Here is a 24,851-nt window from a genome sequence, read left to right on the forward strand (position 1 = left end):
TCAGGTCCCCTCGAGCAGCAGATGTCCCACGCGTTCAACGACTTTGGCGGGCACCCCGACCCCCTCGGCGAAGCCCTGCGCGGTGACGTACGCGGCGATATCGTCATCGATCGCGAGGTGATCGAGGATGACCCGCACCGCGTGTTCGATGGGCAGATAGCGCTTGGGCAGCATGGACATCGTTCGATAGGCCGTGAACGGCGCGGCCTGCTCGTTGAGCCGCACCACCGGTGGCAGATCCCGCCAGGCGGTCGGCCAGTCCCGCCCGTCCAGCCACTGCTGGGGTTCGACCACCGCCGCACCGTGATACCGGAGCATCCCCAGGCGCAACAGCTGCCAGACCGCGGCCAGGAACGGGCAGGACCAGCGGCGCTCATCCCTGCGGTCGTGCCACAGTTCGACATCCAGGAAGATGGAATGCTCACGCGCGCCGTGTTCGCGCGGGGGAACGTATTCCTCGCGGTGCATCGCCGCCCGGGATCTGCCGGTCTGCTCCCGCCGCCCATTGCACAGCCAGCCGGATTCGGTGGTCGGCGGGCGGCGGCCATTGGCCGTCTCCTCCTCCTCGGGCTGCGCGATCAAGCGGGCGGCGACCATGGCCGCGACCGGAATCGGTTCTCCCACAGCGACTCCGCCGGTGAAGACCGGGGCCTCGTGGCAGCCGGACTCGCGCGCCAGATAGTCGATGGTCAGTCCGGCGTCGGCGGCGACGCCGAGCAGCCGGTCCAGCACCTCGGCCGGTTTGTGGTCGGTCTGGAAATAGTCGTCCGCGAGGTAGCAGGTGCTGACCCGGGCGTCGGGACCGAACTCGACCCGGGCCGATTCGGTGAAGGCCCGCACCAGCGGGACGGCGCGACGGAATTCGGCCCGGATCTTATCGGTCTCGTCGACTATCTCGTCCAGCGAGAAGTGGCCGATCTCGATCGACAGATGGGCCATGGGTAGCGGCGCGACGGCCGATTCCTCCGAGGACTCTCGGTAGGTTGGTTGACGTATCACTCGATATCCCAGGTCGACTTGTCGGTCAGCTTCCGGGCCAAGCTCATGTACGCGTCCACCGTCGCCACATTGGCGATCTTGGAATTCACGTCCACATCCATGATCAGCTGCTCGCGCCACTGCAGCACCGGTTCGATCGGCGTCTTGCCCAGCAGCATGGCGGTGCCGAGACCGTTCGCCAGCGCCAATTCCGTCAGCGATTTGGCCTGCGTATCCAGCCAGGTGCCCTGCGGTGCGCGATCACCACTCGGCGTGCGATCCGAAGCCACGGCGGTACGCACACAGCGCGTGGCGGCGAGCAGTGCGTCGCGATCGTGCCCCCATTCACTCCCGGCCTCGAGCAATCCGTGCGGGCCGTGCACCAGCCCACCGGCCGCCAGCACATGCTGACGGGTCCAGCGGTGGTAGACCAGCCAGCGATGTGGCCTGCGCCGCAAGCCATTCGACGCGGTCGCCCGCAACGCGATCTCCAACGCGACCGAACGCCCGGCGCTGAGATCCACGATGACCACGCTGAATTCGCTCAGGAGCGAAGACAGCAGGGCGACGCCGCGCGCCACCATCGCGTCATCGCATCCGGCGAATTCCGCGCCGCCCTCATCACCCGGCAGCAACACCAGCTTTCCGGCCCCGGACGGGACCTTGCGCAGAGCGATCCGATCGGTGGTGCGGGCGACATTGAGCCGCTCCGGTTCGCCGATCTGATCGAGCAGATACGAGTGCACACCGCCGCCACCGGGATTACCGCGCTCGACCTTGCCGATCTCGAAAAGCGCACCGGCCGTGGGTGATCCGAAGTCGAAGTCGACGTACGCCACATCGTGACCGCGCAGGCTGAGCCGGTACGCGATATTGCAGCTGGTGACCGATCGGCCCGTGCCGCCCTTGTCGGAGGTCGCGAACACCAGCATCGGGTCCATGCCCCGGACGCTCATCGAGTCGCGTCCTCGCGGGCGTAGGCCAGGGCGTTGAGCCGCAGCAGGGCGTCGGCGGCCAGACTCTCGGCGGTATGCGGGCGTTTGGCGGCGATGGCGCGGGCGCGATCCAGCGACTGCTCGATCGCCTCCAGTTCCTTGCGCCGGGGCGAGTACGCGGTATCGCCGATCTCCAGGAACTCCTGGTTCAGCAGGTGGTCGGCCTCGCTGATCCGGCCCGTCGCGCTGTTCACCATGCTCGCGGTGGCGACCGGCGGGCGCGAGAACGTATTGTGCGCGACCACAAGGGATTCCATCATTCGTTCGGTCAGGAACCAGGACGGTGCGGGCTCGGCGGCATGGTCGGTCGGCGCGAGATTGTCCCACAGGCCGGAGGAACGCCCGCGGGTGACGCTGCGCTCCTGCATATGCTCCATGGCCGAGGCCGCCAGATCGAGGAGTTGCTCCCGGGTTTCGACATCGCGTGCCAGCCGGGCCGCCTGTAGACAGCGCTTGAGCAACAGGGTGGTGAAGTCGGCGACGTGATATCCCATCATCGGGCCGTCGCCCACGTCCTGGGATCCCTTGAGGGTCAAGGTGATTCCGGGATAGTGCAGGGTGGCGGCCGGATCCTCCGGGATCTCCCGGTTGGTGATCCGCGCCCGCTGCGCCAGCTGGGTCAGCACCGCGACGGTGCGCGGCAGATCGGTGGTGGACTCCCGATCCAGCATGTCCTGGATCAGGAAGGACGTGACGACCAGGCTGTAGTAGTCCGATTGCTTACCGTCCGAGGTCCGCCACGGCAGATCCTCCAGCGGCCAGCGGCCGGTGCCGAAACGCGAAATGGTGGACCAGTAACGCTGGGTGAGTTCCGCACGCCGCTTGAGCGATTCGGCGAGCGCCAATTGTTCGCCCTCGAGCAGGTCCGGCTCCTGCGTGCGCTGTGAATAAAGGTCTTTGACACCGTCCAGGGCGACCAGCGTGAAATAGAGATACGGCTCGGAAACCGCGACGCCGGGCTGACTGGCGATACGGGTGTCGAGCTCACCGCGCGGTGCGGACTTACCGTCGATGCTCCAGCTCCATCCGCATTCGAAGAGCAGGTTGTCATCGCGCAGATCGGTATCCGGCGTCCGCAGGCTGCGAATATCGTTGCGCGCCTGGACTCGGATGCGCTCCAGCGTGCCGGAGAAGTCGGTGATGACGTCCTTGAACGCGGAACCGGTCTGGTTGACCAGCGTCAGAATCTCCTGTCCGGCGGGGGAGGAGAAATGCGGCGTGTGAATCACGAAACTGCGGATCAAACCCATCATGGCGGCGGTCAATCGGCTCTGCACGCGCGGTGTCAGCGCATCGATGCGCTTGTCCAGCCGCCCGGCCTGCAACCGCACCTCCCCGCCCAGATAACGCTGCAGACCGCGTACGAAGCGCAGCACCGCGATACACAGGCTCAGCGACATCGAATAGGAATCGACCACGTCGAGCGCGCGCTGTTCCTCGGTGGGCGCACCCTGCCCGACATCGCGAAAGTAACTGCCACCCGCGAAGATCGGCTCCCCCTCGGCATCGGTGTAGCGATCGAAGAACTGCTCGATGACCTCGACCAGGAATTCACCGATCCGCAGATCCTCACCCAGCACCGACACCACCGCGGCGACATCATCGGCCGTAGCGATTCGCTCCGGATCCAGCGCGAAACTCGAAAGCTCCGTCGCCGGATACAAAAGACACATCAACTGTTCGGCATCGCAGATCGAATTGCTGCCGTCCCGCCCACCCCAGACCCAGACCCCGTCCCGATACGACGTTTCCAGATGCGAACGCCATAGATCGAGCAGCTGTTGGCGCGGTCGAATCCTCATCGATCCCCCTCCACGAGCCGACCGGATACGGCTCGTCGTCGAACTCGTCCTTCCAGTGTGAGCGTTTCCCAAGATCTTGTCATCGGTTGCGCCGGAATATGTTTCGTCCCCGAGCCGGTGTTCGCGCACGAGTTATCGACCAGTTTCACTTCCGAAACCACCGCGATTTCTTTCGGTGTTCATCGCGGACACACCGGGCGGCGGGAATTCGCGTCCGGGTTATCGCGGCGGTAGCGTCGGCGCTCATGAACCGGGCCGTTAGGCGTGTGGCCACCAGTTATGTCCTGCTGTTGCCGAGTTTGATCGGTGTCGGCTGTTTTCTGCTGGTTCCGATCGGGGTGGTGCTGTGGCTCAGCCTGCACAGCTGGAATCTGCTGGGGCCGATGGAGTTCACCGGGCTGGCGAACTGGCGAGCGGTGCTGGGGGATCGGCAGTTCGGACATTCGCTGCTGGTGACGCTCGCGCTGACGGCGATGGTGGTGCCGGTGCAGACGGCGCTGGGGTTCGGGGTGGCGGCGCTGCTGGCGGGCCGGGGGCGCGGTGGGACGGTACTGCGGGTGGTGTACGCGCTGCCGTGGATGTGTGCGCCGGTGGCGGTGGGAGTGGTGTGGCAGTGGATATTCGCGCCGACGGGTGGGGCGCTGAGTGCGGTGCTGGGGCGGCGGGTGGAGTGGTTGAGTTCGCCGGTGCTGGCACTGCCGTGTGTGGCGGCGGTGCTGGTGTGGATGAACGTGGGGTACGTGGCACTGTTCTTCGTCGCGGGGATACGGGCTATACCCGGGGAAATACTCGACGCGGGGGCGCTGGACGGGGCCACCGGGTGGCGGCGTACGCGATGGCTGGTGCTGCCGCTGTTGCGGCCGACGATGTTCTTCGTGCTGGCCACGGGGGTTTTGACGGCATTTCAGACATTCGACGCGGTGTACGCGCTCACCCGGGGCGGGCCCGACCATCGCACGGATGTCGTTGCCATGCGGCTGTATTCGGAGGCGTTCGACGCGGCGCGACCGGGACGGGCCGCCGTCATCGCGGTGGTGATGTTCGCCGTGATGTTCGCGATCACCTTCGCACAGCATCGGTACTTCCGGAATCGGACCGGCTATGAATACTGAATCGCGCAGGGGCGCGGTGCGTTCCGGGGTGGCGTACCTGGTGTTGATCACGGGGGCGCTGCTCACTGTCGCACCGCTGGTGTTGAGCGCATCCACCGCGTTCAAGACCCCCGGGCAGTTCGCCGGCGAATCCGCGTTGACGCCACCGCATCCGGTGACGCTCGACAACTTCCGCACGGTGCTGGATCAGGGCCTCGGCCGGGCCGTGGTCGTGACCGCGCTGATGACGGTGTGCATCACCGTCGGACAGCTGCTGGTCTCGATCCTGGCGGCATACGCGTTCGCGCGCACCAGCTTTCCGGGACGGGAGGCGCTGTTCTGGGTGTACCTGGGCACCATGATGGTGCCCAGCGCCGTCACCCTCATTCCGCTGTATCTGATGTTCGCGAAGCTCGGATGGTTGAACACCTTCTGGGCACTGGTGCTGCCGTTCCTGTTCGGCTCGCCGTACGCGATATTCCTGCTGCGGCAGTACTTTCGGGCGATACCGGGTGAACTCATCGACGCGGCCCGGACGGACGGGGCGAATACGCTCGACATCCTGGTGCACGTGGTGGTGCCGATGAGCAGGCCGATCCTGGCCACGCTCACCGTGATCACCGTTGTCACGCAATGGAACAGCTTCATGTGGCCGCTGGTCGCGGCCAGCGGGGCGAAGTGGCAGGTGCTCACGGTCGCCACCGCGAATATGCAGACGCAGTACAACTCGCAGTGGCCGCTCATCATGGCGGCGACCACGCTCGCCATCGCGCCGCTGGTGGTGGTGTTCGTGGTGTTCCAGCGGCAGGTGCTGCGGTCCATCGCGTGGACGGGGCTCAAATGAGGGTCAAGGATTCCACCAGGGTCGTGCTCGGGATCGCACTGGTCATCGCGATGCTGGTGGGGGCGGCGCTGTGGCTGGGGCGGGACGGGGAATCGAGTGGGCGCACGGTGGTGCGATTGCGGATCTGGGATGAGAGCTTCGTTCCGGCGTACCGGGCGTCGCTCGATGAATTCGAGCGGGCCAATCCGGATATCGAGGTACGAATCACCCTGGTGCCGTGGGCTTCCTACGCGCGCAAGCTGCGACTCGATGTGGCGGGCGGGATCGCCGACGATTTGTTCTGGACCGGACTGTACGAGGACTACGCCGACAGCGGGCGACTGGTCGATATCGGTGCGGCGCTGGGGCCGCAAGCTGCCGCGGCCTGGGATCCCAGCGCGGTCGATCAGTTCACCCGTGGCGGAAAGCTCTGGGCGGTACCGCAATTCGTCGACGGCGGCAGTGCGGTGTTCTACAACCGGGACCTGCTGGAGCGCGCCGGAGTCGATCCGGGGGCAGTGACCGCCGCGCGCTGGAGTCCCGATGACGCGGTGGATACGTTCCGGCCGCTGCTGCGCCGACTGCACGCCGTCGCGCCGTGGCCGTACAACGCCGCCAAGGACTTTCAATCCATCGAACTACCGTACCTGGGTTCGGCGGGAGCCGAATTGCAGCGTGACGAACGGTTCGAGTTCGCGAATGCTCAGGGCAACGCGGCGTTCGGCTATCTGGTGGGGCTCATTCGGGACGGGCTGTCGCCGTCCGCCGCTGATACGAACACCAGCGGGGACTTCGCGAAAAACGCATTCCTGCAGGGGAAGATGGCGCTGTTCCAATCCGGCAGCTTCACGCTCGCGACCATCGCGCAGCAGGCCGGGTTCCGCTGGGGGCTCACCCTCATACCGCAGGGGCCGAAAGGCCGGATCAGCACCAATAATTCGATCGCGGTGGCGGGCAATGCGGCCTCGCCGCATCCCGACCAGACGCGGCGGGTGCTCGCGTGGCTGGGCAGCGCGGCGGGCAATCGCCATCTCGGGCTGACGGGGGCCACCATTCCGGCGGTGCTGTCGGAACAGCATGTGTACCGGGACTATTGGGCGCGGCACGGGGTGGATGTGACACCGTTCTTCGAGGTGCTGCGCGACGGGCGGATGGCCGGCGGCAGCGGGCCCGGATTCCCGGCGGCCCTGGAAGCCATGGATCCGATCCTCGCCGAAATGTTCCTCGGCCGGGTACCCGTGGACGTGGCGCTGCGGCGTGCGCAGGATGCCGGGAACGCGGCCCTGGACCAGCGTTGATCGGCATCGGCCCGGCACGGCCGCGAACAAAGGGGGCGGGTCAGATGCGGCTGTGATCGGTGTACGGCGTGCGCGGACCGAACTTCGGCTTGTGCGCGAACCCCGCCAGACCGAGCAGCCGGACGGCCCGATAGCGATGCGGCCGTAGCGGTTCCAGGTAATCGATCATCTCGGCATCGTCGATCGGACGGCCCAGCAGTGTCCAGCCGACGATCGCGGCGAGATGGAAATCGCCCACCGACAACGCATCCGGATCACCGAAGGCGCGCTGTGCGATCTCCGCCGCCGTCCACACCCCGATACCGGGCACGGTGCGCAGCCGACGCTCGGCGTCGGCATGACTCATGGCCGCCGCCTCCTCCAGCTTCCCGGCGATACGGGCCGCCAGCACAATGGTTTTCGAGCGCTGCGGACCGACATTCGCGCGGTGGTAGACCCACGACGGAATATGCCGCCAGGTCTCCGCGTCCGGCATCACCCGCAATCCGTCCGGCGCGGGTCCGGGCGCGGGAGTTCCGTACCGCCACACCAGCTTCCGCCACGAATCATGCGCGGTCCTGGTGTGCACCTTCTGCTCCAGCACGCACGGCACCAGCGCCTCGAACACCAGCCCGGTCCGCAACATCCGCAGGCCCGGATTGAGCCGATGCGCCTCGGCCACCTTCGGATGCTCGGGCGCGAACCCGCTCAGATCCTCGTCCAGGCACAACATGGTCGGCACTTGCTCGAGAAACTCCTCGGCCCCCGGACCCCACGCCCGAGCCTCCACCGCGCACCGATCAACCTGCCGCAATCGATAGGTCACCACCCCGGACGCCATCCGCGAGGCATGCCAGTGCGAACCGTCCGGCGTCTCCCGATGACAGGGATCGCCGAACCCGTGGCGCAGCGGCGCTACGGTCGCCGCGAGATCGATGGGACGCTCCGACCGCACCGTGCGCGTCAATGCGGTGGCGATCGGCGCGGTGGTCACCGGGACATTCTGCCAGTGCCCGAATCCCCGATCAGGAATTGGGCGAGATGCCGGGCGGACCTGCCCGCCAGCTGGGCGGCCTGGGTGCGGCAGGAGAAGCCGTCGGCGAGCAAGACCGCATCGGCGGGTGCGTCGCGCAGCGCGGGGAGCAGGCCGTTCTCCGCGACGGCGACCGAGACGTCGTAGTGGCCGCGCTGCATGCCGAAGTTTCCGGCCAGACCGCAGCAGCCCGCGATCTCCCGCACGGTCGCACCGGTCCGCTCCAGGATGCGGCGGTCCGCCGTGAAACCCGAGACCGCGTGCTCATGGCAGTGCGGTTGCACCACCACCGTCCGATCCGAGCGATCCGGGGGCGTCCAGTCCGGCTGCGCCTCGAGAAATTCCGCGAGGGTGCGCACGGCCGCCGCGACCGGGGCCGCACGCGGATCGTCGGGCAACAGCCGGGGGAGATCCTCGCGCAGCGCGGCGGAGCAGGACGGTTCCAGTCCGACCACCACTCCGCCCGCGCGCACATGCTCATCGAGCGCGTTCACGGTGGCGCGCAGGCGCTTTCGGGCTCCGTCGAGTTGACCCGTGCTGATCCAGGTCAGCCCGCAGCACACGCGCCGATCGGCGACGACAACCCGATGGCCCAGCGATTCGATCAGTTCGACCGCCGCCCAGGCGATCTCGGGATCGAACGCATCGGTGAAGGTGTCCACCCACAGCAGCACCGCGGGTGCAACGGGAACAGCACTCCCACCCAACGCGACCGCTTGATCGGGTGCGATGGGGAGCGACGGCTTGCGGCGAGCATTCCAACCGCGGCGGAAGCTCGTGCGCGCCAGTTCCGGCACCGTGCGGCGGGAATCGATTCCCGCCGCGCGCGACCCGATTCGGCGCAGGATCGCGTTCCCGGACAGCGCATTGGCCAGGCGGGGGAGACGGGTGGCGGCGGACAGCCACTGCGGGAGGCGGCCGAGGGCGTAGTGATCCAGGGGGCGGAGACGGCCCTGGTAGCGGCGGTGCAGGGTTTCGGATTTGTAGGTGGCCATATCGACGCCAGCGGGGCAGTCGGAGTGACATGCCTTGCAGGACAGGCAGAGATCGAGGGATTCGGCTACCGCGTCGGAGCGCCAATCCAGTGCACCCCGCACCACCTCTTGCAGGACGCGGGCACGCGCTCGGGTGCTGTCCTTCTCATCCCCGGTGGCCAGATAGGACGGGCACATGAAACCGCCGGAGGCGCGGGTGTCGGCGCGGCATTTGCCCACACCGACGCAGCGGTGCACGGCGGTTCCCAGATCACCGTCGGCGGGGAATGCGAAGCCGCCCGCGGCGGGAGTCGGCAGCAGTCCCGCCACCCGCAGATCGGCGTCGATGTTCCTGGGGCGCACCAGAACACCGGGATTGAGGACGTCGTCCGGGTCGAATAGCGCCTTGAAATCGGCGAACGCGGTGAGCGCGGCGGGGGAGTACATGTGGCGCAACAGTTCCGAGCGGGCGCGGCCGTCGCCGTGCTCGCCGGAGAGGGAACCGCCGAACGACACCACCTGGCGGGCGGCGTCCTCCAGGAAGTCCCGGAAGCGTTGCGGGGCATCGGCTATCGGCAGATCCAGGCGGACGTGGATGCAACCGTCCCCGATATGACCGTAGAGGAGTCCGTCCACGCGGTGCTCGGTCATGAGCTTCTCGAATTCGCGCAGGTAGTCACCCAGTCGCTCGGGTGGGACGGCCGCGTCCTCCCAGCCCGGCCAGGCCGGATTACCCTCCGGGGTGCGGCCGGACAGGCCCGCGCCATCGGCACGAATCGCCCAGAGCGCCTTGGCTTCCCGAGCATCGAGCACCAGCCGGGAATCCACGGCGTGGGTGGAGCGGCACAGCAGTTCGGCGGTCTCGCGCGCCTGCTCCGGAGTCTCGCCCTCGATTTCGACGAAGAGCCAGCCGCCGCCGCGCGGCAGCGGCGGCACCCCACCGCGATACCTGCGCACCACGTCGACCAGGCGCGCATCCATACCTTCCACGGCGACCGGCCGCACCGCCATGACGGCCGCGACATCGTCCGCGGCCGTTGGCATATCGGGATACCCGAGCACGACGAGGACGGTCGCGGCCGGGATCGGCACCAGCTCGACGATGGCATCCAGCAGCAGGCCGCAGGTGCCCTCGGTGCCGACGAACGCCTTGGCAATCGACGAACCATGTTCCGGCAGCAGATGTTCCAGCGCGTATCCGGACGCCTGCCGCTCGAATCGGCCCACCTCGGTGCGCAGCACGGCCAGGTTCACCAGCGTGAACTCGCTCAACCCCGGCACCGCCGACAGGTCGGTTCCCAGCCGCCGCTCGGTACCCGTACCGTCGAGAATTCGCAGTTCACGCACGGTATCCGAGGTTCGGCCCCAGGCCACCGCGTGCGGCCCGCACGCGTTATTGCCGATCATCCCGCCCAGGGTGCAGCGATTCTGCGTCGAAGGATCCGGCCCGAACCGCAGCCCGTGCGGGGCGGCCGCGCGCTGTAGCTCCCCGAGCACCAGCCCGGGACGCACCCGCGCCCACCGCTCCTCGGCGTTCAGCTCGAGGAGATCGTTCATATGACGGCTGAAATCCAGCACGATGCCCGCGCCTATGGCATTTCCGGCCACCGAGGTGCCCCCGCCGCGCGCGGTGACCCCCAGCCCTTCCGTCCGCGCGAACTCCAGCGCCGCGCGCACATCCGCGTCGCCACGCGGAAACACCACGCCCTCGGGCAGCACCCGATAGTTGGAGGCATCGGACGAATACTCGGCTCGCCGCCGCTCGGACCGGTCGACCTCGCCGTCGATCCGCCCGCGCAACTCCCGCATCGCCGATTCCATCCGCACCCCGCCAGCCTATGAGTCCGGGGCCGCGATGGACCGAACGCGCACACACCACGTCTGGGACGACAGGAGAGCCGGAGCCTTCGTAAGGAGATCCGGTGTTCGCCAACAGCGAATCTCTGCTGGTAACGGCTTGTCCTCAACCTTTGTTGAGGTCCTACTGTCGGTGGTCTGAGGTTCGATGAACTTCAGACGGTGAGGAGTGCGGTTATGACCATGGAATCCATCGCTTGGAGTCAGCTCTATCGGCAGGCGAACGCGCCTACCGCGCAGCGGCCGCTGCGGGCCGGGACCGCGCGGCGGATCCTGGTGTTCGCGCGGGCGCATCATCGGCGGCTGGCCGCGTTCCTGGCGTTCAGCATTGTCTCGGCGCTGCTCGCGGTGGCGACACCGGTGCTGGCCGGGCGGGTGGTCGACGACATCGTGAAGGGTTCGGCACCCCGGACGGTGCTGATTCTCGCGGCCGTCATCGCACTGGTGGCGGTGCTGGACGCGGCGCTCGGGGTGGTCATTCGGTGGCTGTCCTCCCGCATCGGGGAGGGGCTCATCTTCGATCTGCGCACCGCGGTCTTCGATCACGTGCAGAAGATGCCGGTCGCGTTCTTCACCCGCACCCGCACCGGCGCGCTGGTCAGCAGGCTCAACAATGATGTGATCGGTGCCCAGCGCGCGTTCAGCTCCACGCTGTCCGGTGTGGTCACCAATGTGGTGACGCTCGCGCTGACCCTCGCGGTCATGCTCCGATTGTCCTGGCAGATCACCCTGCTCGCGCTGGTGCTGCTACCGGTGTTCGTGCTGCCCGCCCGCCGCATGGGTGAGAAGATCGCGGGCATCCAGCGCGAGGCCGCCGGGCTGAACGCGTCCATGAGCACCCAGATGACCGAGCGGTTCTCCGCGCCGGGCGCGACGCTGGTGAAACTCTTCGGCCGTCCGCAGCAGGAATCCTCCGAATTCGCGGTGCGCGCCGGGCGCGTGCGCGATATCGGGGTGCGCACCGCCATGCTGCAAACCGTATTCGTCACCGCGCTGACATTGGTGTCGGCGCTGGCATTGGCGCTGGTGTACGGACTCGGCGGCTACTACGCGCTGAAGGGACAGCTGGAACCCGGTGCGGTGGTGGCGCTTTCGCTGCTGCTGACCCGGCTGTACTCACCGCTCACCGCACTGGCCAGCGCACGGGTGGACATCATGTCCGCGCTGGTGAGTTTCGAGCGGGTCTTCGAGATCCTGGATCTGAAACCGCTCATCGAGGACGCACCGGATGCCCGCGCGGTGCCGGAGGGTCCGATCGCGGTCGAGCTCGACAACGTGACCTTCGGCTACCCGTCGGCCGACAAGGTGTCCCTGGCCTCCCTGGAGGATGTGGCGACGCTGGACACCCGAGGCGGCGAGGAAGTGCTGCACGAGGTCAGCCTGCGTGCCGAACCCGGGCAGATGGTGGCCCTGGTCGGCTCCTCCGGGGCGGGCAAATCGACCATCGCGCAATTGGTTTCGCGACTGTACGACGTGGACTCCGGATCCGTGCGGCTCGGCGGCGCGGATGTGCGCGAGCTGACCGGGCGGTCCATCCAGGACACCGTCGGCCTGGTCACCCAGGATGGGCATCTGTTCCACGACACCATTCGCGGCAACCTGCTGCTGGCCCGGCCCGAGGCCACCGAGGACGAACTCTGGAATGCCCTGGAGCGGGCGCGCCTGGGCGAGCTCATCGCCTCCCTGCCCGACAAACTGGACACCGTGGTCGGTGAACGCGGCTATCGCCTCTCCGGTGGCGAACGGCAGCGGCTCACCATTGCCCGGCTGCTGCTCAAGCAGCCGCGCGTGGTGATCCTCGACGAGGCCACCGCCTCACTGGACTCCACCTCCGAGGCGGCGGTGCAGGAGGCGCTGGCCGAGGCGCTCGACGGCCGCACCGCACTGGTCATCGCGCACCGGCTGTCCACCATCCGCAATGCCGATCAGATCCTGGTGCTCGAACACGGCCGCATCGTCGAACGCGGCACGCACACCCAACTGCTGGCCGCGGGCGGGCGCTACACCGACCTCTACCGCACCCAGTTCGCCGATGACAGCGAGCCCGCCGCGGCTTGATCGCTATTTGCCGGTCCGGACACCTTTTGCCGGACCGGCAAACAAAGTTGGCAATACGGGAAAATTCGATACGGTCGTAGGAATGGGAGCACACACGCACGGGCACTCGCATTCACCCGATACCGTCGGCCATCACCACGGCCACACCTATGACGGGATCGATTGGACCGAGCAGATCGGCAATCTGCGGCGGGAGGATCTGATCACCGCCGACGCGCAGGCGCGGATCGCCGAGCGGCTCATCGGCCTGCCGACCGGATCCGACGGGCAGCCCGTGATCGTGGATATCGGGGCCGGTGCGGGCGGGCAGAGCGCCGCGTTCGCGGTGGCGCTGGCCAAGCGCGGCGGCGGACGGCTGATCATCGCCGACGCGGTGCCCGAATTGCTGACCGCGGCCCGCGAGCACACCGAACAGGCCCTCGCAGGCGATGATCGGGTGACCATCGAGACCGTGGTGGTGGACGCCGCCGCCGACAGCGTGCTCGAGACGGTCGCGCAGGCCGATATCGTCTGGGCCTCGCGCATGGTGCACCACCTGCCCGATCAGCAGGCGGGCGCCGATCGACTCGCCAAACTGGTGCGCGCCGGCGGCTGGCTGGCACTGTCCGAGGGCGGGCTCAGCACCCGAAATCTGCCCTGGGACATCGGAATCGGCGCACCCGGCCTGCAGGACCGGCTGCTCGCGGCCCGGGACGCGGCCTTCGTGCGCATGCGCGCCGAGATCACCGGCACGGTCCCCATGCCGTACGGCTGGACCACGACCCTCACCCGCGCCGGACTGACCGAGGTCACCTCGTTCAGCGTCCTCACCGATCACCCCACCGCGACTCCCGAGGTCCGCGCGTCCGTGGCCGCCTGGCTGGAATCGCTGCGCGACCACGTGAGCGATGCCATCACCGCCGCGGATCTCCAGGCTCTGGACGCGCTGCTGGATCGGAACGCCCCCACCTACGTCGCCAACCGCGACGATCTCTTCGTCCTCGGTGCGAGCACGATCCATATCGGACGCCGATAATCCTGTCCCGCATCGCATTTCACCTACCCGGCGGTAGCGCAGCGCTGCCGCCGGGATGACCGCGCATGCGCGGGGCGAACGGATTCATAGCGAATCGGTGCTACGACGTTTGCAAGATCAGTTGAGAATGCATCGTCGATGGTATCGGTGCGAGTCCCTCCTGTGACCGTTCCGTTAAGGTACGGCCGGTCTCAAATGCCCTGCTGTACGGCATAATTCGGGTTCCCTGGCACAGCAGTCGGACGCTTGTTTCACATGCCGGGGGAGGAGTTTCGGTGAGCCGTACCACGGAGCAGCGGCGGGTGCCCGCCTTCGGTTTCGATGATTTGCAGCGTTTCGCTGCCGCCGCGCGGAGAAGCGGTGAGCAGGTCCGAACGCCGGCCCCGGCGGCCCCGCCGCTGGAATTGCGCGTGACCGGTGAATCCCGGCGCACCGAGGAACAGTGGACGGTGCCGGAAAAGCTGGTCGCGGAATGCACTTCGGGCAAGGTCGTCGTCGACTTCACCCAGGCCTACTGCTCCCGGCGCGAAATCGATATGCGGGTCATCGCGGGCTCCGGCACCATCATCGTGATCGTGCCGCGCGGCTGGCGGGTCGACCTCGAAGCCGTGGAATTCGGCACCGGGGGACATGTCTCGAATCGCGTGACGCTGCCGCGTTTCCCGGGGGCGCCGCTGATCCGCATCGAGGGCCGGGTGGAAACCGGGGTGCTCAAGGCGCGATACGCGTACCGCTCGCCGAAGGCGTGGCTGCGCGGGGATCGCTAGCCCCGTCACCGCACCGATACCGCGCGGGTGAGCCGGTATCCGGGCATTTCGACAGACCATGCGGTATGACGGAAGGGTGACGCGCTGGCTGCTGCACGTCGACCTCGACCAATTCCAGGCCGCGGTCGAATTCCGGCGGCATCCGGAGCTGCGCGGTCAGCCCGTCATCGTGGGCGGCAACGGGGATCCGAAGGAACCGCGCAAGGTGGTGTCCTGTGCGTCCTATCCGGCGCGGGCCTACGGGGTGCGCGCGGGCATGCCGTTGCGATCGGCCCTGAAGATCTGCCCCGACGGGGTGTTCCTGGCTCAGGATCTCGCCACCTACGCGGAGGCGTCCGAGGAGATCATGACGCTGCTGCGGACCTTTCCCGGACGGGTGGAGGTGCTCGGCTTCGACGAGGCGTTCCTCGCGGTCGACACCGATGATCCGGAGCAGATCGCCCGCGATATCCGTTCCGCCATCGAGGAATTGGACCTGACCTGCGCGGTCGGCATCGGCGACAACAAACTGCGCGCCAAACTCGCCACCGGATTCGCCAAAGCCGTTGGTAAGAGCGGGGATACGGACAACACCGACTCGGACGCCACCCAGGCCACCGGCACCGGCATCTTCCGGCTCACCGCCGACAACTGGACCGAACTCATGGCGCACCGCCCCACCACCGCGCTCTGGGGCATCGGCGCGCGCATCGCGAAACGCATGAGCGCCTTGGGAATCGAGACCATCGCCGATCTCGCGGCCTCGGATCGCGATCTGCTCGCCAAGGAATTCGGGCCCAATACCGGCCCCTACCTGTGGGTGCTCGGGCACGGTGCGGGCGATACCGATATCTCGGAACCGCGTGAGCCGGTGGGTCATTCGCGCTCGGAGACCTTCCCCGCGGATCTCACCGAACACGCCGAACTCGATGCCGCCATCACCCGGCTGGCCACCCAGGTCGCGGAGGAGACCATCGCGGGCGGTCGCGGTATCGGCCGGGTCGGGGTCACGGTGCGCACCAAGACCTTCTTCACCCGCACCAAACAGAAGAAGCTGCCGCGACCCACCACCGATGTGGACGAGGTCGTCCGGACCGCGCTGCTGATCCTGCACACCTTCGAACTGGATCGCCCGATTCGCCTGCTCGGCGTGCGCGTGGAATTCGGGAGGGAATGACCGAACCGCAGGCGGGCACACCGCGTTTGTCATGCTGGGATCAGGCATACCGACGGAAGGCACCACCGGACAATGAGCAACTACCAGAACATCAGCTTCGTGGCGGACGGCCCGATCGCCCGCATCACGCTGAACCGGCCCAGCGCCGCCAACGGCATCGACCAGGCGCTCGCCGACGAACTGGCAGCCGCCGCGACCTACTGCTCCGAGGATCCGGCCGTGAAGGTCGTGGTGCTGACCGGTGCGGGCAAGTTCTTCTCCGCGGGCGGCGATCTGCGCGCCATGTCCGAGAGCCCGGACACCGGTGAGTTCATCGCCAAACTGGCCGACACCCTGCACCAGGCGGTATCGGCGCTGGCGCGAATGGACGCGCTGCTCATCGTGGCGGTGAACGGCACCGCCGCCGGGGCGGGCATGAGCCTGGCCGTTGCCGGTGATCTCGTGGTCGCGGGCGAATCCGCCGCGTTCACCATGGCGTACACCAAGGTCGGGCTGAGCCCGGACGGCGGCGCGTCCTACTATCTGCCGCGCCTGATCGGCGTGCGCCGCACCCAGGAACTCATGCTCACCAATCGGGTGCTGCGCGCGGCCGAGGCGCTGGACTGGGGCCTTGTGCACCAGGTGGTGCCGGACAGCTCGCTCACCGACACCGTCGACGCGCTGGCGCAGCAGTTCGCGCAGGGGCCCAAGGGTTCCAACGCGAATGTGAAGAAGCTGCTGCTGGTTTCGTCGCAGCACACCCTGGAGGAGCAGCTGGCCACCGAGGCCTCCTTCATCACCCACGCCGCGGAATCCGCGGACGGCGTCGAAGGCATTGCCGCGTTCCTCGACAAGCGGTCGCCCAAATTCGCTTGAGCCACATCGTGATTCGCCGAGGAACGCGGGCATTCAGCTCTTCAGGAACTCCAGGATTTCCGCGTTCACCTCGGCGGCATGGGTGATGTACAGGCCGTGCCCGGCGTCCCAGTACTCCTTCAGCACCGCGTGCGGCGCCAGCTTGACCGCCTGATGGCTGCTGATCTCGATCGGAATCGATTGATCGGCCAGGCCGTGCAGCAGCAGGAACGGGACCGTCACCGCGGCCACATCCGGGCGGTGATCGGAATGGAACAGGTCCCGCTGCACCGCGATCGTGGCATACGGTGACGCCGACAGGCAGCGCTGAATCTCCATATCGATGACCGCCTGCGAGGTGCCGCGCCGCAGATGCGTGGCGAAGTAGCCCTGTGCGCGCTCGGCGAACCACTGCGGGCGATCCGACTTCAATTGTGCCGCAGAGGCTTCGAAGGCCGCGCGGGGCGCGCCGACCGGGTTGTCCTCGGTCTGCAACATGTACGGGATGGCCGGGGCCAGCAGGGCGATGCGGTTCACCCGGTCCTGACCGTGCCGGGCCAGATAGCGCACCACCTCCGCGCCGCCCGCCGAATGCGCCACCATGGTGAAGTCGTTCAGGTCCAGATGCGCGATCAGGGCGGCGATATCGTCGGCGCGGGTGTTCACATCGTATCCGGCGGCCGGGCGATCGGAACGACCGTGGCCGCGCCGGTCCAGCAGGATGCAGCGGTAACCGCGCTCCACGAAGTAGTGCAGCTGGTACTCCCACATATCCGCGTGCAGTGACCAGCCCGCGATGAAGACGAGCGGCGCTCCGGTGCCGTACTCCTCGTAGGCGAGAGTGGTGCCGTCGGTGGTCTGGAAATAGGGCATATCTGCTGCGCTCCTTGGTCTTTCGCGATGCGGGGAGAATGTCTCCCGCTGTGCTGAGAACAAGGTTGCCGCAGTGCGGGAACGAAAGCGATTACGTGCGGGGTAAAGTCGCCGCTTCCCCCGGAACATCGCCCTGACCAGCGGTTCGAGTCCTATGCTCGGTGCATGGAGTTCCAGGCGATGGTGGCACGCAAGACGGACAGCGGGATCGCACTCGCGCGCGAGACGGTCGGCGACGACTTCCTCGGCCCGGGCGAGGTGACGATCAAGGTGCACTTCACGAGCGCCAACTACAAGGACGGGCTGGCCATCACGCCCGGCGGCGGCGTGGTGCGCGAGTATCCGATCATCCCCGGCATCGATCTCACCGGTGAGGTATTCGCCTCGGACAACCCGGAATTCGCGCCCGGCGATCTGGTGGTCGCGCACGGTTACGACATCGGCGTCGCGCACAACGGCGGTTTCGGCGAGTACGCCCGCGTCCCCGCCGACTGGGTGGTGAAGCTCGACGGCCTCACCCCGCGCGAAGCCGCCGCCCTCGGCACCGCCGGTTTCACCGCGGCCATGAGCGTGCAGGCGCTGCTGGACAATCGCATCACCCCCGAATCGGGTCCGGTGCTGGTCACCGGTGCGACCGGCGGTGTCGGCAGTGTCGCGGTGGATATTCTGGCCGGACTCGGCTTCGAGGTGATCGCCTCCACCGGAAAGCTCGGCGCCACCGAACTTCTCACCGCGCTCGGCGCGTCCAGCGTGATCGGCCGCCTGCCCGGTGAGGGCGAGAAGCTCCGGCCGCTCGGCAAGGCGCAGTGGGCCGCCGCGGTCGACAGCGTCGGCGGCACCTCCCTCGCGCATATCCTCTCGACCATCAAATACGGTGGCGCGGTGACGGTTTCCGGCCTCACGGGCGGCACCGATCTGCCCACCACCGTGATGCCGTTCATCCTGCGCGGGGTCTCCCTGCTCGGTGTCGACTCCGCGCACTTCCCGATCAAATCCCGCCGCGAACTGTGGGCGCGCCTGGCCAAAGACCTGAAGCCCCAGCATCTTTCACTGCTGGAGAACTACGCGCCCATCACCGAGGCCGAAGCCGTGCTGCACTCCATTCTGGAGGGCAACCACTCCGGCCGCACCGTGCTCGCCGTGGCGGGGGAGTTCTAGCCGATCGTCGCGCGTACGAGATTGTGGTCGGACACCCCGGCCACATCCTCGACGGCCGTGGCCCGCGCGGCGAGGCCGCGCGTCACCACGTGGTCGATGAACTGGGATTTCTCCGCACCGGAGCTGCGCGGGCGCGTCGCGATGGCAGCGGCCGGGAGCGCGGCAACGGTGTAGTCCGGCCCCAGTGCCGCACCGACTTCCGCGGCGGGCGCGTTGAAATCGCCGAGCAGCACCACCGGTCCGCCCGCGGTCAGTTCCGCCAGCCGCGCGAACTGCCCACCGCGCCGATCATCGCCGGTCACGTGCGTGGCGACCACGAGCACCTCGTCCAGCAGCACGGCGACATAGCCCTTGCCCGGATCACTGGTGAAGGCTCCGGCGGCGAAGTCACGCGCGGTGCCGTCCACGATCAACACCAGGAACTCACCGCGGTCCTCCAGCACCGAGGGCACCCGCCGCGGCCGCGGCACCCGCGGATACCGCAGCACATGGAACTCCCGCCCCGGCAACGCTTCCCGCAAACTCGCGAGTTGATCACCGCTCACCTCCTGTAGCGCGATGACCTGCTCGGATCTCCCCGCCACCACGCCGGTGACCCCTTCGATCCGCACCTTCTCCTCCGGCCAGCGCCCGGAAAACGAGCTGTCCCAGTTGTCCGCATGAACCCGATGCAGGACATTCCAAGTGGCAACAGTGATCACCCAGCACACGTTACGAGACACAAACGGACCGCGCGGGATTCACGTTTCATATCAACCATCCGTCCCAAGAAGACGGACTTGCTGCTCACGCTCTCACTGGCTGTGAGAGGAGTGGCTGCTTTAGGCCGGTTGATTGGCGGCCCGATAGCTTTCATACCCGAGTACGGCAATATTGTGGGCGGCGTTGTGATCGGCGTGACCGGTCCACGCGCATCGACGGCACCGAAACACTGGCTGACTGGGTCTGTTCGCCGAGTCGATGTGTCGACAGCGGTGGCAGGTTTTGCTGGTGCCACGCGGGTTGACGACCTGCACGGGAACTCCCGCAGCTTGCGCCTTATATGCGATCTGCTTCCGCAACTGCGCGAATGTCCAGGTATGTAATTGGTGCCGCTGCGTGCGAGCGAGCCGTACCCGGTCCCGGATTCCCGACAGGTCTTCCATCGCGATGCCTTGTCCGGTGCGTTGTGCTTGCGCGACAATGGTTTTGGAGAGCTGGTGGTTGATGTCGGTGGCGTAGCGGGTTTCCTTCCGGCGATGCTTCTTCAATTTGCGTTTCGCAGACTTGGTTCCCACCTTTTGTAAAGCTGTGCGCAGGACCTGATGCTTCTTCCTGACCGCGGTGACCGCACCACCCGACCAACGCAGATCGAGGTTGGAGGGATCATCGGCGGTGGTGACAGCCAGGTTCACGATCCCCAGGTCCACCCCGAGCCAGCCGTCCGGACCATCCGAAGGGGTCAGCGAGGGTGGAGTGCTTGTATCGACGGTGGCGTGCAAGTAGAAGTGGCCGTCGCGGAGGATCAGATCCGACTCCCCTTTGCGATCCGCAAGTAGTGCCAATTGCCATGGCGCACATACGAATCGTAAGCCCTTCATTCGTCCTGCCGTGGTCCAGATCGACACCGTCGAGTCTTCTAACTGCCATGACAGGCATCGATCGTCGAATGGTTGGCCCGCATCGTCACGGAACACGATGGCCTTGCCTGCGATCCTTCGATAGCGATTCGATCCGGGCAGTCCATAGTTCCCCCCGACGAGCTTTCCCTGCCGGGTCGCGTAAGCGTCCGAGACCTTCTTGATGACCCGAATCGCGGGCTGCGCGGACAGTCCGCGCGCCTTGAGATCGGCGTACACCTGTTTCTGTAATGCGAATGGCCTGCGATCGGTAGCGGTGTGCGCGAACCGGGAGACCGCATTCGCCCCTGTATTGCACAACTTCAATGTTGATGACAACGCCGCGTGCTGCTCCGGAGTGGGAACCAGCTTCACGGTGACGATCCGTTTCACGACCCGCCCCTGTCGTTGCTACCGTTTGGTCTATGTCACCGAGATGGGTATCTGATCCAGATATACGCCGAGGTAGAACAGTCATACACAATTTACAGGCGCATTTGGTCTTCGTCACACGTTTTAGACGAGAAGCCCTGAGTGAGCCGATGCTGACTCGCTGCGAGCAGATCATGGCCGAGGTTTGCGACAAGTTCGACGCAACATTGATCGAGTTCCGTGGCGGTGAAGACCATGCGCACCTGTTGGTCCACTACCCGCCAACTGTGCAGGTCTCCACGTTGGTCAACAGCCTCAAGGGTGTGTCGGCGCGCTACCTACGCCAGGAATTCCCGGAGAATATTCAGCGATCTTCGCGAGGCGCGCACCTCTGGTCACCCTCGTACCTCGCGGTATCGACAAGCGGAGCATCGGTGGCCGTCATCGATGAATACCTCGCTGCGCAGCGACAACCGGTGTCTGTGGACGAGGGCAGCCCCACCGGGTAGCCGGCGCGATTACTCCGAGGTGCAAGACGGTTTCATGTGAAACACGCGCGGTCTCGGTAGTTGACAGGGGAGGAGCCGTGCGTGTGGGACGCACGCACGGCTCCTCATGAGGAGCGCTCGCGGGTTAGGCGGTGGCGCTCAGGGGGCGGCCTTCCAGGGCCGGTTCGATGACCGGCTCGATGGCGTAGGCCAGGATTTCGGCCACGTCGGCGACGGGGCGGACATCCAGGGCGGCCAGCACCTCGGCGGGGACTTCGTCGAGGTCGGGCTCGTTGCGGGCGGGGATGAAGACGGTCTTCAGGCCCGCGCGCTGGGCGGCCAGGAGCTTCTGCTTGACGCCGCCGATGGGCAGGACTCGGCCGTTGAGGGTGACCTCGCCGGTCATGCCCACATCCGCTCGGACCTGACGGTCCAGGGCCAGGGACACCAGGGCGGTGACCATGGTGACGCCCGCCGACGGGCCGTCCTTGGGGACCGCGCCTGCCGGGAAGTGGATGTGGATATTGCGGTCCAGCACCTTCGGCTCGATGCCGATCTCCTCCAGGTGCGAGCGCACGTAGGTGAGGGCGATCTGCGCCGACTCCTTCATGACGTCACCCAGCTGACCGGTGAGGGTGAGCGAGCGCTCGCCCTCGGCGGCATTGGCCTCGATGTAGAGGACATCGCCGCCCGCGCCGGTCACGGCCAAACCCGTTGCGACACCGGGGACCGCGGTGCGTTCCACCCCGTCGGGGGTGAAGCGCGGACGGCCCAGGTAGTCCTTCAGATCACCGAGACCGATCACCAGCTGATCGGCCGAGTCCGGCACGAATTCACCTGCGGTGATGATGCTTTCGGCATCGCTCAGGTCCGCGGTTTCGGACAGCTTGGTCGCCGCCTTGCGCAGCGCCTTGGCGATCAGGCGCTCCATCTGGCGGACACCGGCCTCCCGGGTGTAGTTCGCCGCGACCTCACGCAGCGCCTCGTCCGTGATCTGAACCTCGGCGCTGGTGAGCGCGTTGCGCTCCAGCTGACGCGGGATCAGGAAGTCGCGGGCGATGGCGACCTTGTCGTCCTCGGTGTAACCGTCCACGGTGATCAGTTCCATGCGGTCCAGCAGCGGGCCGGGGATGGTGTCCATGACATTCGCGGTCGCGATGAACAGCACATCCGACAGGTCCAGATCCAGATCCAGGTAGTGATCGCGGAAGGTGTGGTTCTGCGCGGGGTCCAGCACCTCGAGCAGCGCCGCCGCCGGATCACCGCGGAAATCGGAGCCGACCTTGTCGATCTCGTCCAGCAGGACAACGGGATTCATCGAACCCGCCTCCTTCATGGCACGCACGATGCGACCGGGCAGTGCGCCGACGTAGGTGCGCCGGTGGCCACGGATCTCGGCCTCGTCGCGCACGCCGCCGAGTGCGACGCGAACGAACTTGCGGCCCAGGGCACGCGCCACGGACTCACCCAGCGAGGTCTTACCCACACCGGGCGGGCCGACCAGCACCAGCACCGCGCCGGAACCGCGACCGCCCACGACCTCCAGGCCGCGTGCGGCGCGACGGGCGCGCACCGCCAGGTACTCGACCATGCGGTCCTTCACCTCGTCCAGGCCGTGGTGATCGGCGTCCAGCACCGCGCGGGCAGCCGAAACATCGGTGCTGTCCTCGGTTTTCACGCTGAACGGCAGCTCCAGGACGGTGTCCAGCCAGGTCCGGATCCAGCCGGATTCCGGGCTCTGATCGCTGGAACGCTCCAGGCGATCGACCTCGCGCAGCGCGGCCTCGCGGATATTGTCCGGGAGATCGGCGGTCTCGACGCGGGTGCGGTAATCGTCCGCACCGTCGGGCTCACCCTCGCCCAGTTCCTTGCGAATCGCGTTGAGCTGCTGGCGCAGCAGGAATTCGCGCTGCGACTTCTCGACGCCCTCGCGGACCTCTTCGCTGATCTTCTCGTTGACCTCGGTCTCGGCGATGTGCTGTTTGGTCCACTCGATCAGCTTGGTCAAACGGGTTGCGGTGTCCAGGGTTTCGAGCAGCTCGCGCTTCTCGTCATGGCCCAGGTACGGGGCCCAGCCGGCCGCGTCGGCGATGGCCGACGGATCGTTCAGCTGATTCACCGCGTCGATGACCTGCCACGCCTCACGCCGCTGCAGCACCGCCACGACCAGCTTCTTGTATTCGGCCGCGAGCTCCTTGGTGCGGCCGTCGGGCTCGGACACCTCGACCGGTTCGGCCTCGACCCAGAGCGCCGCGCCGGGTCCGGTCACGCCGTGCCCGATCTTCGCGCGGCCCTCGGCCTTCAGCACCGCCGCCGGTGCGCCGCCGCGCATGCGGCCGACCTGTTCGATGGTGGCGACCACGCCGTAGCTGGCGTAGCCCTCATCGAGGCGAGGCGCGACCAACACCTGGTTGACCTTGCCCGCGCGGGCGGCATCGATGGCGGCTTGGGCGGACTCGTCGAGCTCGATCGGGACGATCATGCCGGGGAGCACGATCGGATCGGTCAGGAATAGCACCGGCAGGTTCTGAGGGTTGGTCACTTCTCTACCTCTTCCAAGATTGAGCGTCTCCTACTCAACTCAGGTTGAGCGTTACCCAGTCAACTCCGGCCCCCGCCGAGTAATTCCGCGACCTTGTTCGCCCCGGGCGAACGCCGGATTCACCCCGGTCGGAATATAGATTCCATGGACATAGTTTCCATGTACAGTAAGCGATAGGACGGCTTACTCGTCGATACAGGGAGTCACCATGACCACCGCACCCACACTCACCGGACAGGACATCGCCGAGGCGGAAGGGGCGGTCACCGCCCTGCTCGAGGCGACGCTGATCGCACAGGGATTCAGCACGACCGCCAATGAATACGCCGTGCTGCGGGCCCTCGCCGCGCGCGGGCCGGTCGCCGAACCGGGCGAATTCCATCGCTACCTGGCCGGGCAGCGGCAGCTCGGCGTCGATGCGGCGGGGACGGCCGAGCTGCTCGCCGGGATGGAGAAGAAGGGGTTCGTCAGCGGATCCGCGATCGACGGGCCGGGGCCGGTGGAATTGGCCGCCGCGGGTTCGGCCGAGTTGAAGACGCTGATGCAGACGATCGCGCCGTTGACGCGGCCGATCTTCGGCGGCTCGGACCCCGAGGAACTGGCCATCGCGCATCGGGTGCTGACCTCGGTCATCGAGCGGGCGAAGAAGCTGCGCGCGGGCGAGACGCTGTGAAAAAGCCTTAGCGACAGCGCTATTCGGCACCCTCGGGCGCATCGAGGAGTTCGCGCAGCATGGCTGCCAGCTCCGCGGTGCGCTCGCTGCCGTTCCCACCCAGCGGCGCGGTCAGGCGGTCGCGCATGCCGTGCACGAGTTCTATTGTGCGGCGGGCGGTTTCAGCGCCCTGTTCGGTCAGCGCGAGTTCGACCGCGCGCGGGTCGACGGAACTGGCCGCGCGGGTGACCAGCCCCTGGCGTTCCAGGGCGCGGACCAGTTTGGAGATGTAGACGGCGTCCAAACCGGTGAGGTCCGCCAGTTTTCGCTGACTCGGACGCGTCCCATCACCGGTCAGACCGTAGAGCGGGGCGAGCACCGAATACTGCGCCTGGGTGAGACCGTGCGGCGCGAGAGCGCGATCGAGGATAGCGCGCCAGCGGGTGGAGAGCCGCCAGACCAGATAGCCGACGTTCGCGTTCACATCACTCTCGGTATCCGCCACGCC

Annotated in this window: 21 protein-coding genes; 11 read left to right on the forward strand and 10 right to left on the reverse strand. The window is 67.0% G+C overall.

The features are described from left to right. From ACFC0O_RS23935 to ACFC0O_RS23945, 3 genes are read right to left on the reverse strand one after another with little or no spacing between them, the layout of a single operon-like run. Positions 1-999: an SCO2522 family protein gene (locus tag ACFC0O_RS23935; protein WP_375961362.1), complete on the reverse strand. Its 999-nt coding sequence runs from the start codon at positions 997-999 to the stop codon at positions 1-3. Next, positions 996-1,934: an SCO2523 family variant P-loop protein gene (locus ACFC0O_RS23940; RefSeq protein ID WP_375961365.1), complete on the reverse strand. Its 939-nt coding sequence runs from the start codon at positions 1,932-1,934 to the stop codon at positions 996-998. Before ACFC0O_RS23940 ends, ACFC0O_RS23935 begins: the two co-directional genes overlap by 4 nt. Next, the gene (locus ACFC0O_RS23945; RefSeq protein WP_375961367.1) at positions 1,931-3,775 is read right to left on the reverse strand and encodes an SCO2524 family protein; all 1,845 of its coding nucleotides are present in this window, start codon (positions 3,773-3,775) and stop codon (positions 1,931-1,933) included. The genes ACFC0O_RS23940 and ACFC0O_RS23945 overlap by 4 nt, the downstream gene beginning before the upstream one ends. A gap of 245 nt (positions 3,776-4,020) precedes the next feature. Between ACFC0O_RS23945 and ACFC0O_RS23950 the strand changes: the two genes are divergently transcribed. The 3 genes from ACFC0O_RS23950 to ACFC0O_RS23960 are packed head-to-tail and all read left to right on the forward strand — an operon-like array spanning position 4,021 to position 6,987. After that, entirely contained in the window at positions 4,021-4,887 is an 867-nt protein-coding gene (locus ACFC0O_RS23950; protein ID WP_375961369.1) for a carbohydrate ABC transporter permease, read from the forward strand. Beyond that, positions 4,877-5,710: a carbohydrate ABC transporter permease gene (locus ACFC0O_RS23955; RefSeq protein WP_375961371.1), complete on the forward strand. Its 834-nt coding sequence runs from the start codon at positions 4,877-4,879 to the stop codon at positions 5,708-5,710. The genes ACFC0O_RS23950 and ACFC0O_RS23955 overlap by 11 nt, the downstream gene beginning before the upstream one ends. After that, entirely contained in the window at positions 5,707-6,987 is a 1,281-nt protein-coding gene (locus ACFC0O_RS23960; RefSeq protein ID WP_375961373.1) for an ABC transporter substrate-binding protein, read from the forward strand. Before ACFC0O_RS23955 ends, ACFC0O_RS23960 begins: the two co-directional genes overlap by 4 nt. Before the next feature lie 40 nt (positions 6,988-7,027). Here the strand turns inward: ACFC0O_RS23960 and ACFC0O_RS23965 are convergent, their stop codons facing one another. After that, positions 7,028-7,960, reverse strand: a complete 933-nt coding sequence (locus tag ACFC0O_RS23965; protein WP_364636685.1) for a DNA-3-methyladenine glycosylase 2 family protein — start codon at positions 7,958-7,960, stop codon at positions 7,028-7,030. Beyond that, a complete protein-coding gene (locus ACFC0O_RS23970) occupies positions 7,957-10,794 on the reverse strand; it encodes an FAD-binding and (Fe-S)-binding domain-containing protein (RefSeq protein WP_375963777.1) in 2,838 nt (945 codons plus the stop codon). The genes ACFC0O_RS23965 and ACFC0O_RS23970 overlap by 4 nt, the downstream gene beginning before the upstream one ends. Positions 10,795-11,007: 213 nt before the next feature. Between ACFC0O_RS23970 and ACFC0O_RS23975 the strand changes: the two genes are divergently transcribed. The 5 genes from ACFC0O_RS23975 to ACFC0O_RS23995 all read left to right on the forward strand — a co-directional run bounded on the left by ACFC0O_RS23975 (position 11,008) and on the right by ACFC0O_RS23995 (position 16,681). Then, positions 11,008-12,888 (forward strand): ABC transporter ATP-binding protein, encoded by a 1,881-nt coding sequence (locus tag ACFC0O_RS23975; protein ID WP_375961376.1) that lies wholly within the window; start codon positions 11,008-11,010, stop codon positions 12,886-12,888. A gap of 82 nt (positions 12,889-12,970) precedes the next feature. Then, positions 12,971-13,903 (forward strand): methyltransferase, encoded by a 933-nt coding sequence (locus tag ACFC0O_RS23980; RefSeq protein WP_375961378.1) that lies wholly within the window; start codon positions 12,971-12,973, stop codon positions 13,901-13,903. A gap of 275 nt (positions 13,904-14,178) precedes the next feature. Then, the gene (locus ACFC0O_RS23985; protein WP_375961381.1) at positions 14,179-14,670 is read left to right on the forward strand and encodes a hypothetical protein; all 492 of its coding nucleotides are present in this window, start codon (positions 14,179-14,181) and stop codon (positions 14,668-14,670) included. 76 nt (positions 14,671-14,746) lie between these two features. Then, positions 14,747-15,826 carry a DNA polymerase IV gene (locus ACFC0O_RS23990; RefSeq protein ID WP_375961383.1) on the forward strand — a complete coding sequence of 360 codons (1,080 nt, stop codon included), beginning with the start codon at positions 14,747-14,749 and terminating at the stop codon, positions 15,824-15,826. A gap of 72 nt (positions 15,827-15,898) precedes the next feature. Continuing rightward, the gene (locus ACFC0O_RS23995; RefSeq protein ID WP_375961386.1) at positions 15,899-16,681 is read left to right on the forward strand and encodes an enoyl-CoA hydratase/isomerase family protein; all 783 of its coding nucleotides are present in this window, start codon (positions 15,899-15,901) and stop codon (positions 16,679-16,681) included. Between the two features lie 33 nt (positions 16,682-16,714). On the opposite strand, the gene ACFC0O_RS24000 is transcribed toward ACFC0O_RS23995, so the two are convergent. After that, on the reverse strand, positions 16,715-17,533 hold the full coding sequence (locus tag ACFC0O_RS24000) for an alpha/beta fold hydrolase (RefSeq protein WP_375961389.1): 819 nt from the start codon (positions 17,531-17,533) through the stop codon (positions 16,715-16,717). 165 nt (positions 17,534-17,698) lie between these two features. On the opposite strand from ACFC0O_RS24000, the gene ACFC0O_RS24005 reads away from it, so the two are divergent. Further along, positions 17,699-18,691, forward strand: coding sequence for an oxidoreductase (locus tag ACFC0O_RS24005; RefSeq protein WP_375961391.1), 993 nt, complete (start codon positions 17,699-17,701; stop codon positions 18,689-18,691). On the opposite strand, the gene ACFC0O_RS24010 is transcribed toward ACFC0O_RS24005, so the two are convergent. Together ACFC0O_RS24010 and ACFC0O_RS24015 are read right to left on the reverse strand one after the other, a co-directional pair. Continuing rightward, on the reverse strand, positions 18,688-19,392 hold the full coding sequence (locus tag ACFC0O_RS24010) for an endonuclease/exonuclease/phosphatase family protein (RefSeq protein WP_375961394.1): 705 nt from the start codon (positions 19,390-19,392) through the stop codon (positions 18,688-18,690). The two genes, ACFC0O_RS24005 and ACFC0O_RS24010, sit on opposite strands and share 4 nt — an antisense overlap. A 120-nt stretch (positions 19,393-19,512) precedes the next feature. Next, positions 19,513-20,682: an RNA-guided endonuclease InsQ/TnpB family protein gene (locus tag ACFC0O_RS24015; RefSeq protein WP_375961396.1), complete on the reverse strand. Its 1,170-nt coding sequence runs from the start codon at positions 20,680-20,682 to the stop codon at positions 19,513-19,515. Positions 20,683-20,714: 32 nt separating this feature from the next. Between ACFC0O_RS24015 and tnpA the strand changes: the two genes are divergently transcribed. Then, positions 20,715-21,170 carry an IS200/IS605 family transposase gene (gene tnpA / locus ACFC0O_RS24020; RefSeq protein ID WP_375961399.1) on the forward strand — a complete coding sequence of 152 codons (456 nt, stop codon included), beginning with the start codon at positions 20,715-20,717 and terminating at the stop codon, positions 21,168-21,170. Positions 21,171-21,294: 124 nt separating this feature from the next. Here tnpA and lon read toward each other — a convergent pair whose 3' ends face one another. Then, positions 21,295-23,631: an endopeptidase La gene (gene lon / locus ACFC0O_RS24025; protein ID WP_375963780.1), complete on the reverse strand. Its 2,337-nt coding sequence runs from the start codon at positions 23,629-23,631 to the stop codon at positions 21,295-21,297. 268 nt (positions 23,632-23,899) lie between these two features. On the opposite strand from lon, the gene ACFC0O_RS24030 reads away from it, so the two are divergent. Continuing rightward, positions 23,900-24,364 (forward strand): hypothetical protein, encoded by a 465-nt coding sequence (locus ACFC0O_RS24030; RefSeq protein ID WP_375961401.1) that lies wholly within the window; start codon positions 23,900-23,902, stop codon positions 24,362-24,364. A gap of 19 nt (positions 24,365-24,383) precedes the next feature. On the opposite strand, the gene ACFC0O_RS24035 is transcribed toward ACFC0O_RS24030, so the two are convergent. Beyond that, positions 24,384-24,848: a MarR family winged helix-turn-helix transcriptional regulator gene (locus tag ACFC0O_RS24035; RefSeq protein ID WP_375961403.1), complete on the reverse strand. Its 465-nt coding sequence runs from the start codon at positions 24,846-24,848 to the stop codon at positions 24,384-24,386. Between the last annotated feature and the right edge of the window lie 3 nt (positions 24,849-24,851).

It is taken from the genome of Nocardia sp. NPDC056100 (assembly GCF_042266325.1).
GTDB lineage: Bacteria > Actinomycetota > Actinomycetes > Mycobacteriales > Mycobacteriaceae > Nocardia.

Bases quoted from the DNA above. Each gene is read 5' to 3' on its own strand.
- ACFC0O_RS23995 (WP_375961386.1), top strand. From the start codon at position 15,899: ATGAGCAACTACCAGAACATCAGCTTCGTGGCGGACGGCCCGATCGCC.
- ACFC0O_RS23980 (WP_375961378.1), top strand. From the start codon at position 12,971: ATGGGAGCACACACGCACGGGCACTCGCATTCACCCGATACCGTCGGC.
- ACFC0O_RS23960 (WP_375961373.1), top strand. From the start codon at position 5,707: ATGAGGGTCAAGGATTCCACCAGGGTCGTGCTCGGGATCGCACTGGTC.
- tnpA (WP_375961399.1), top strand. From the start codon at position 20,715: ATGTCACCGAGATGGGTATCTGATCCAGATATACGCCGAGGTAGAACA.
- ACFC0O_RS23945 (WP_375961367.1), bottom strand. From the start codon at position 3,775: ATGAGGATTCGACCGCGCCAACAGCTGCTCGATCTATGGCGTTCGCAT.
- ACFC0O_RS23950 (WP_375961369.1), top strand. From the start codon at position 4,021: ATGAACCGGGCCGTTAGGCGTGTGGCCACCAGTTATGTCCTGCTGTTG.
- ACFC0O_RS24000 (WP_375961389.1), bottom strand. From the start codon at position 17,533: ATGCCCTATTTCCAGACCACCGACGGCACCACTCTCGCCTACGAGGAG.
- ACFC0O_RS23940 (WP_375961365.1), bottom strand. From the start codon at position 1,934: ATGAGCGTCCGGGGCATGGACCCGATGCTGGTGTTCGCGACCTCCGAC.
- ACFC0O_RS24030 (WP_375961401.1), top strand. From the start codon at position 23,900: ATGACCACCGCACCCACACTCACCGGACAGGACATCGCCGAGGCGGAA.
- ACFC0O_RS23955 (WP_375961371.1), top strand. From the start codon at position 4,877: ATGAATACTGAATCGCGCAGGGGCGCGGTGCGTTCCGGGGTGGCGTAC.
- ACFC0O_RS24005 (WP_375961391.1), top strand. From the start codon at position 17,699: ATGGAGTTCCAGGCGATGGTGGCACGCAAGACGGACAGCGGGATCGCA.
- ACFC0O_RS23975 (WP_375961376.1), top strand. From the start codon at position 11,008: ATGACCATGGAATCCATCGCTTGGAGTCAGCTCTATCGGCAGGCGAAC.
- ACFC0O_RS23970 (WP_375963777.1), bottom strand. From the start codon at position 10,794: ATGGAATCGGCGATGCGGGAGTTGCGCGGGCGGATCGACGGCGAGGTC.
- lon (WP_375963780.1), bottom strand. From the start codon at position 23,631: ATGATCGTCCCGATCGAGCTCGACGAGTCCGCCCAAGCCGCCATCGAT.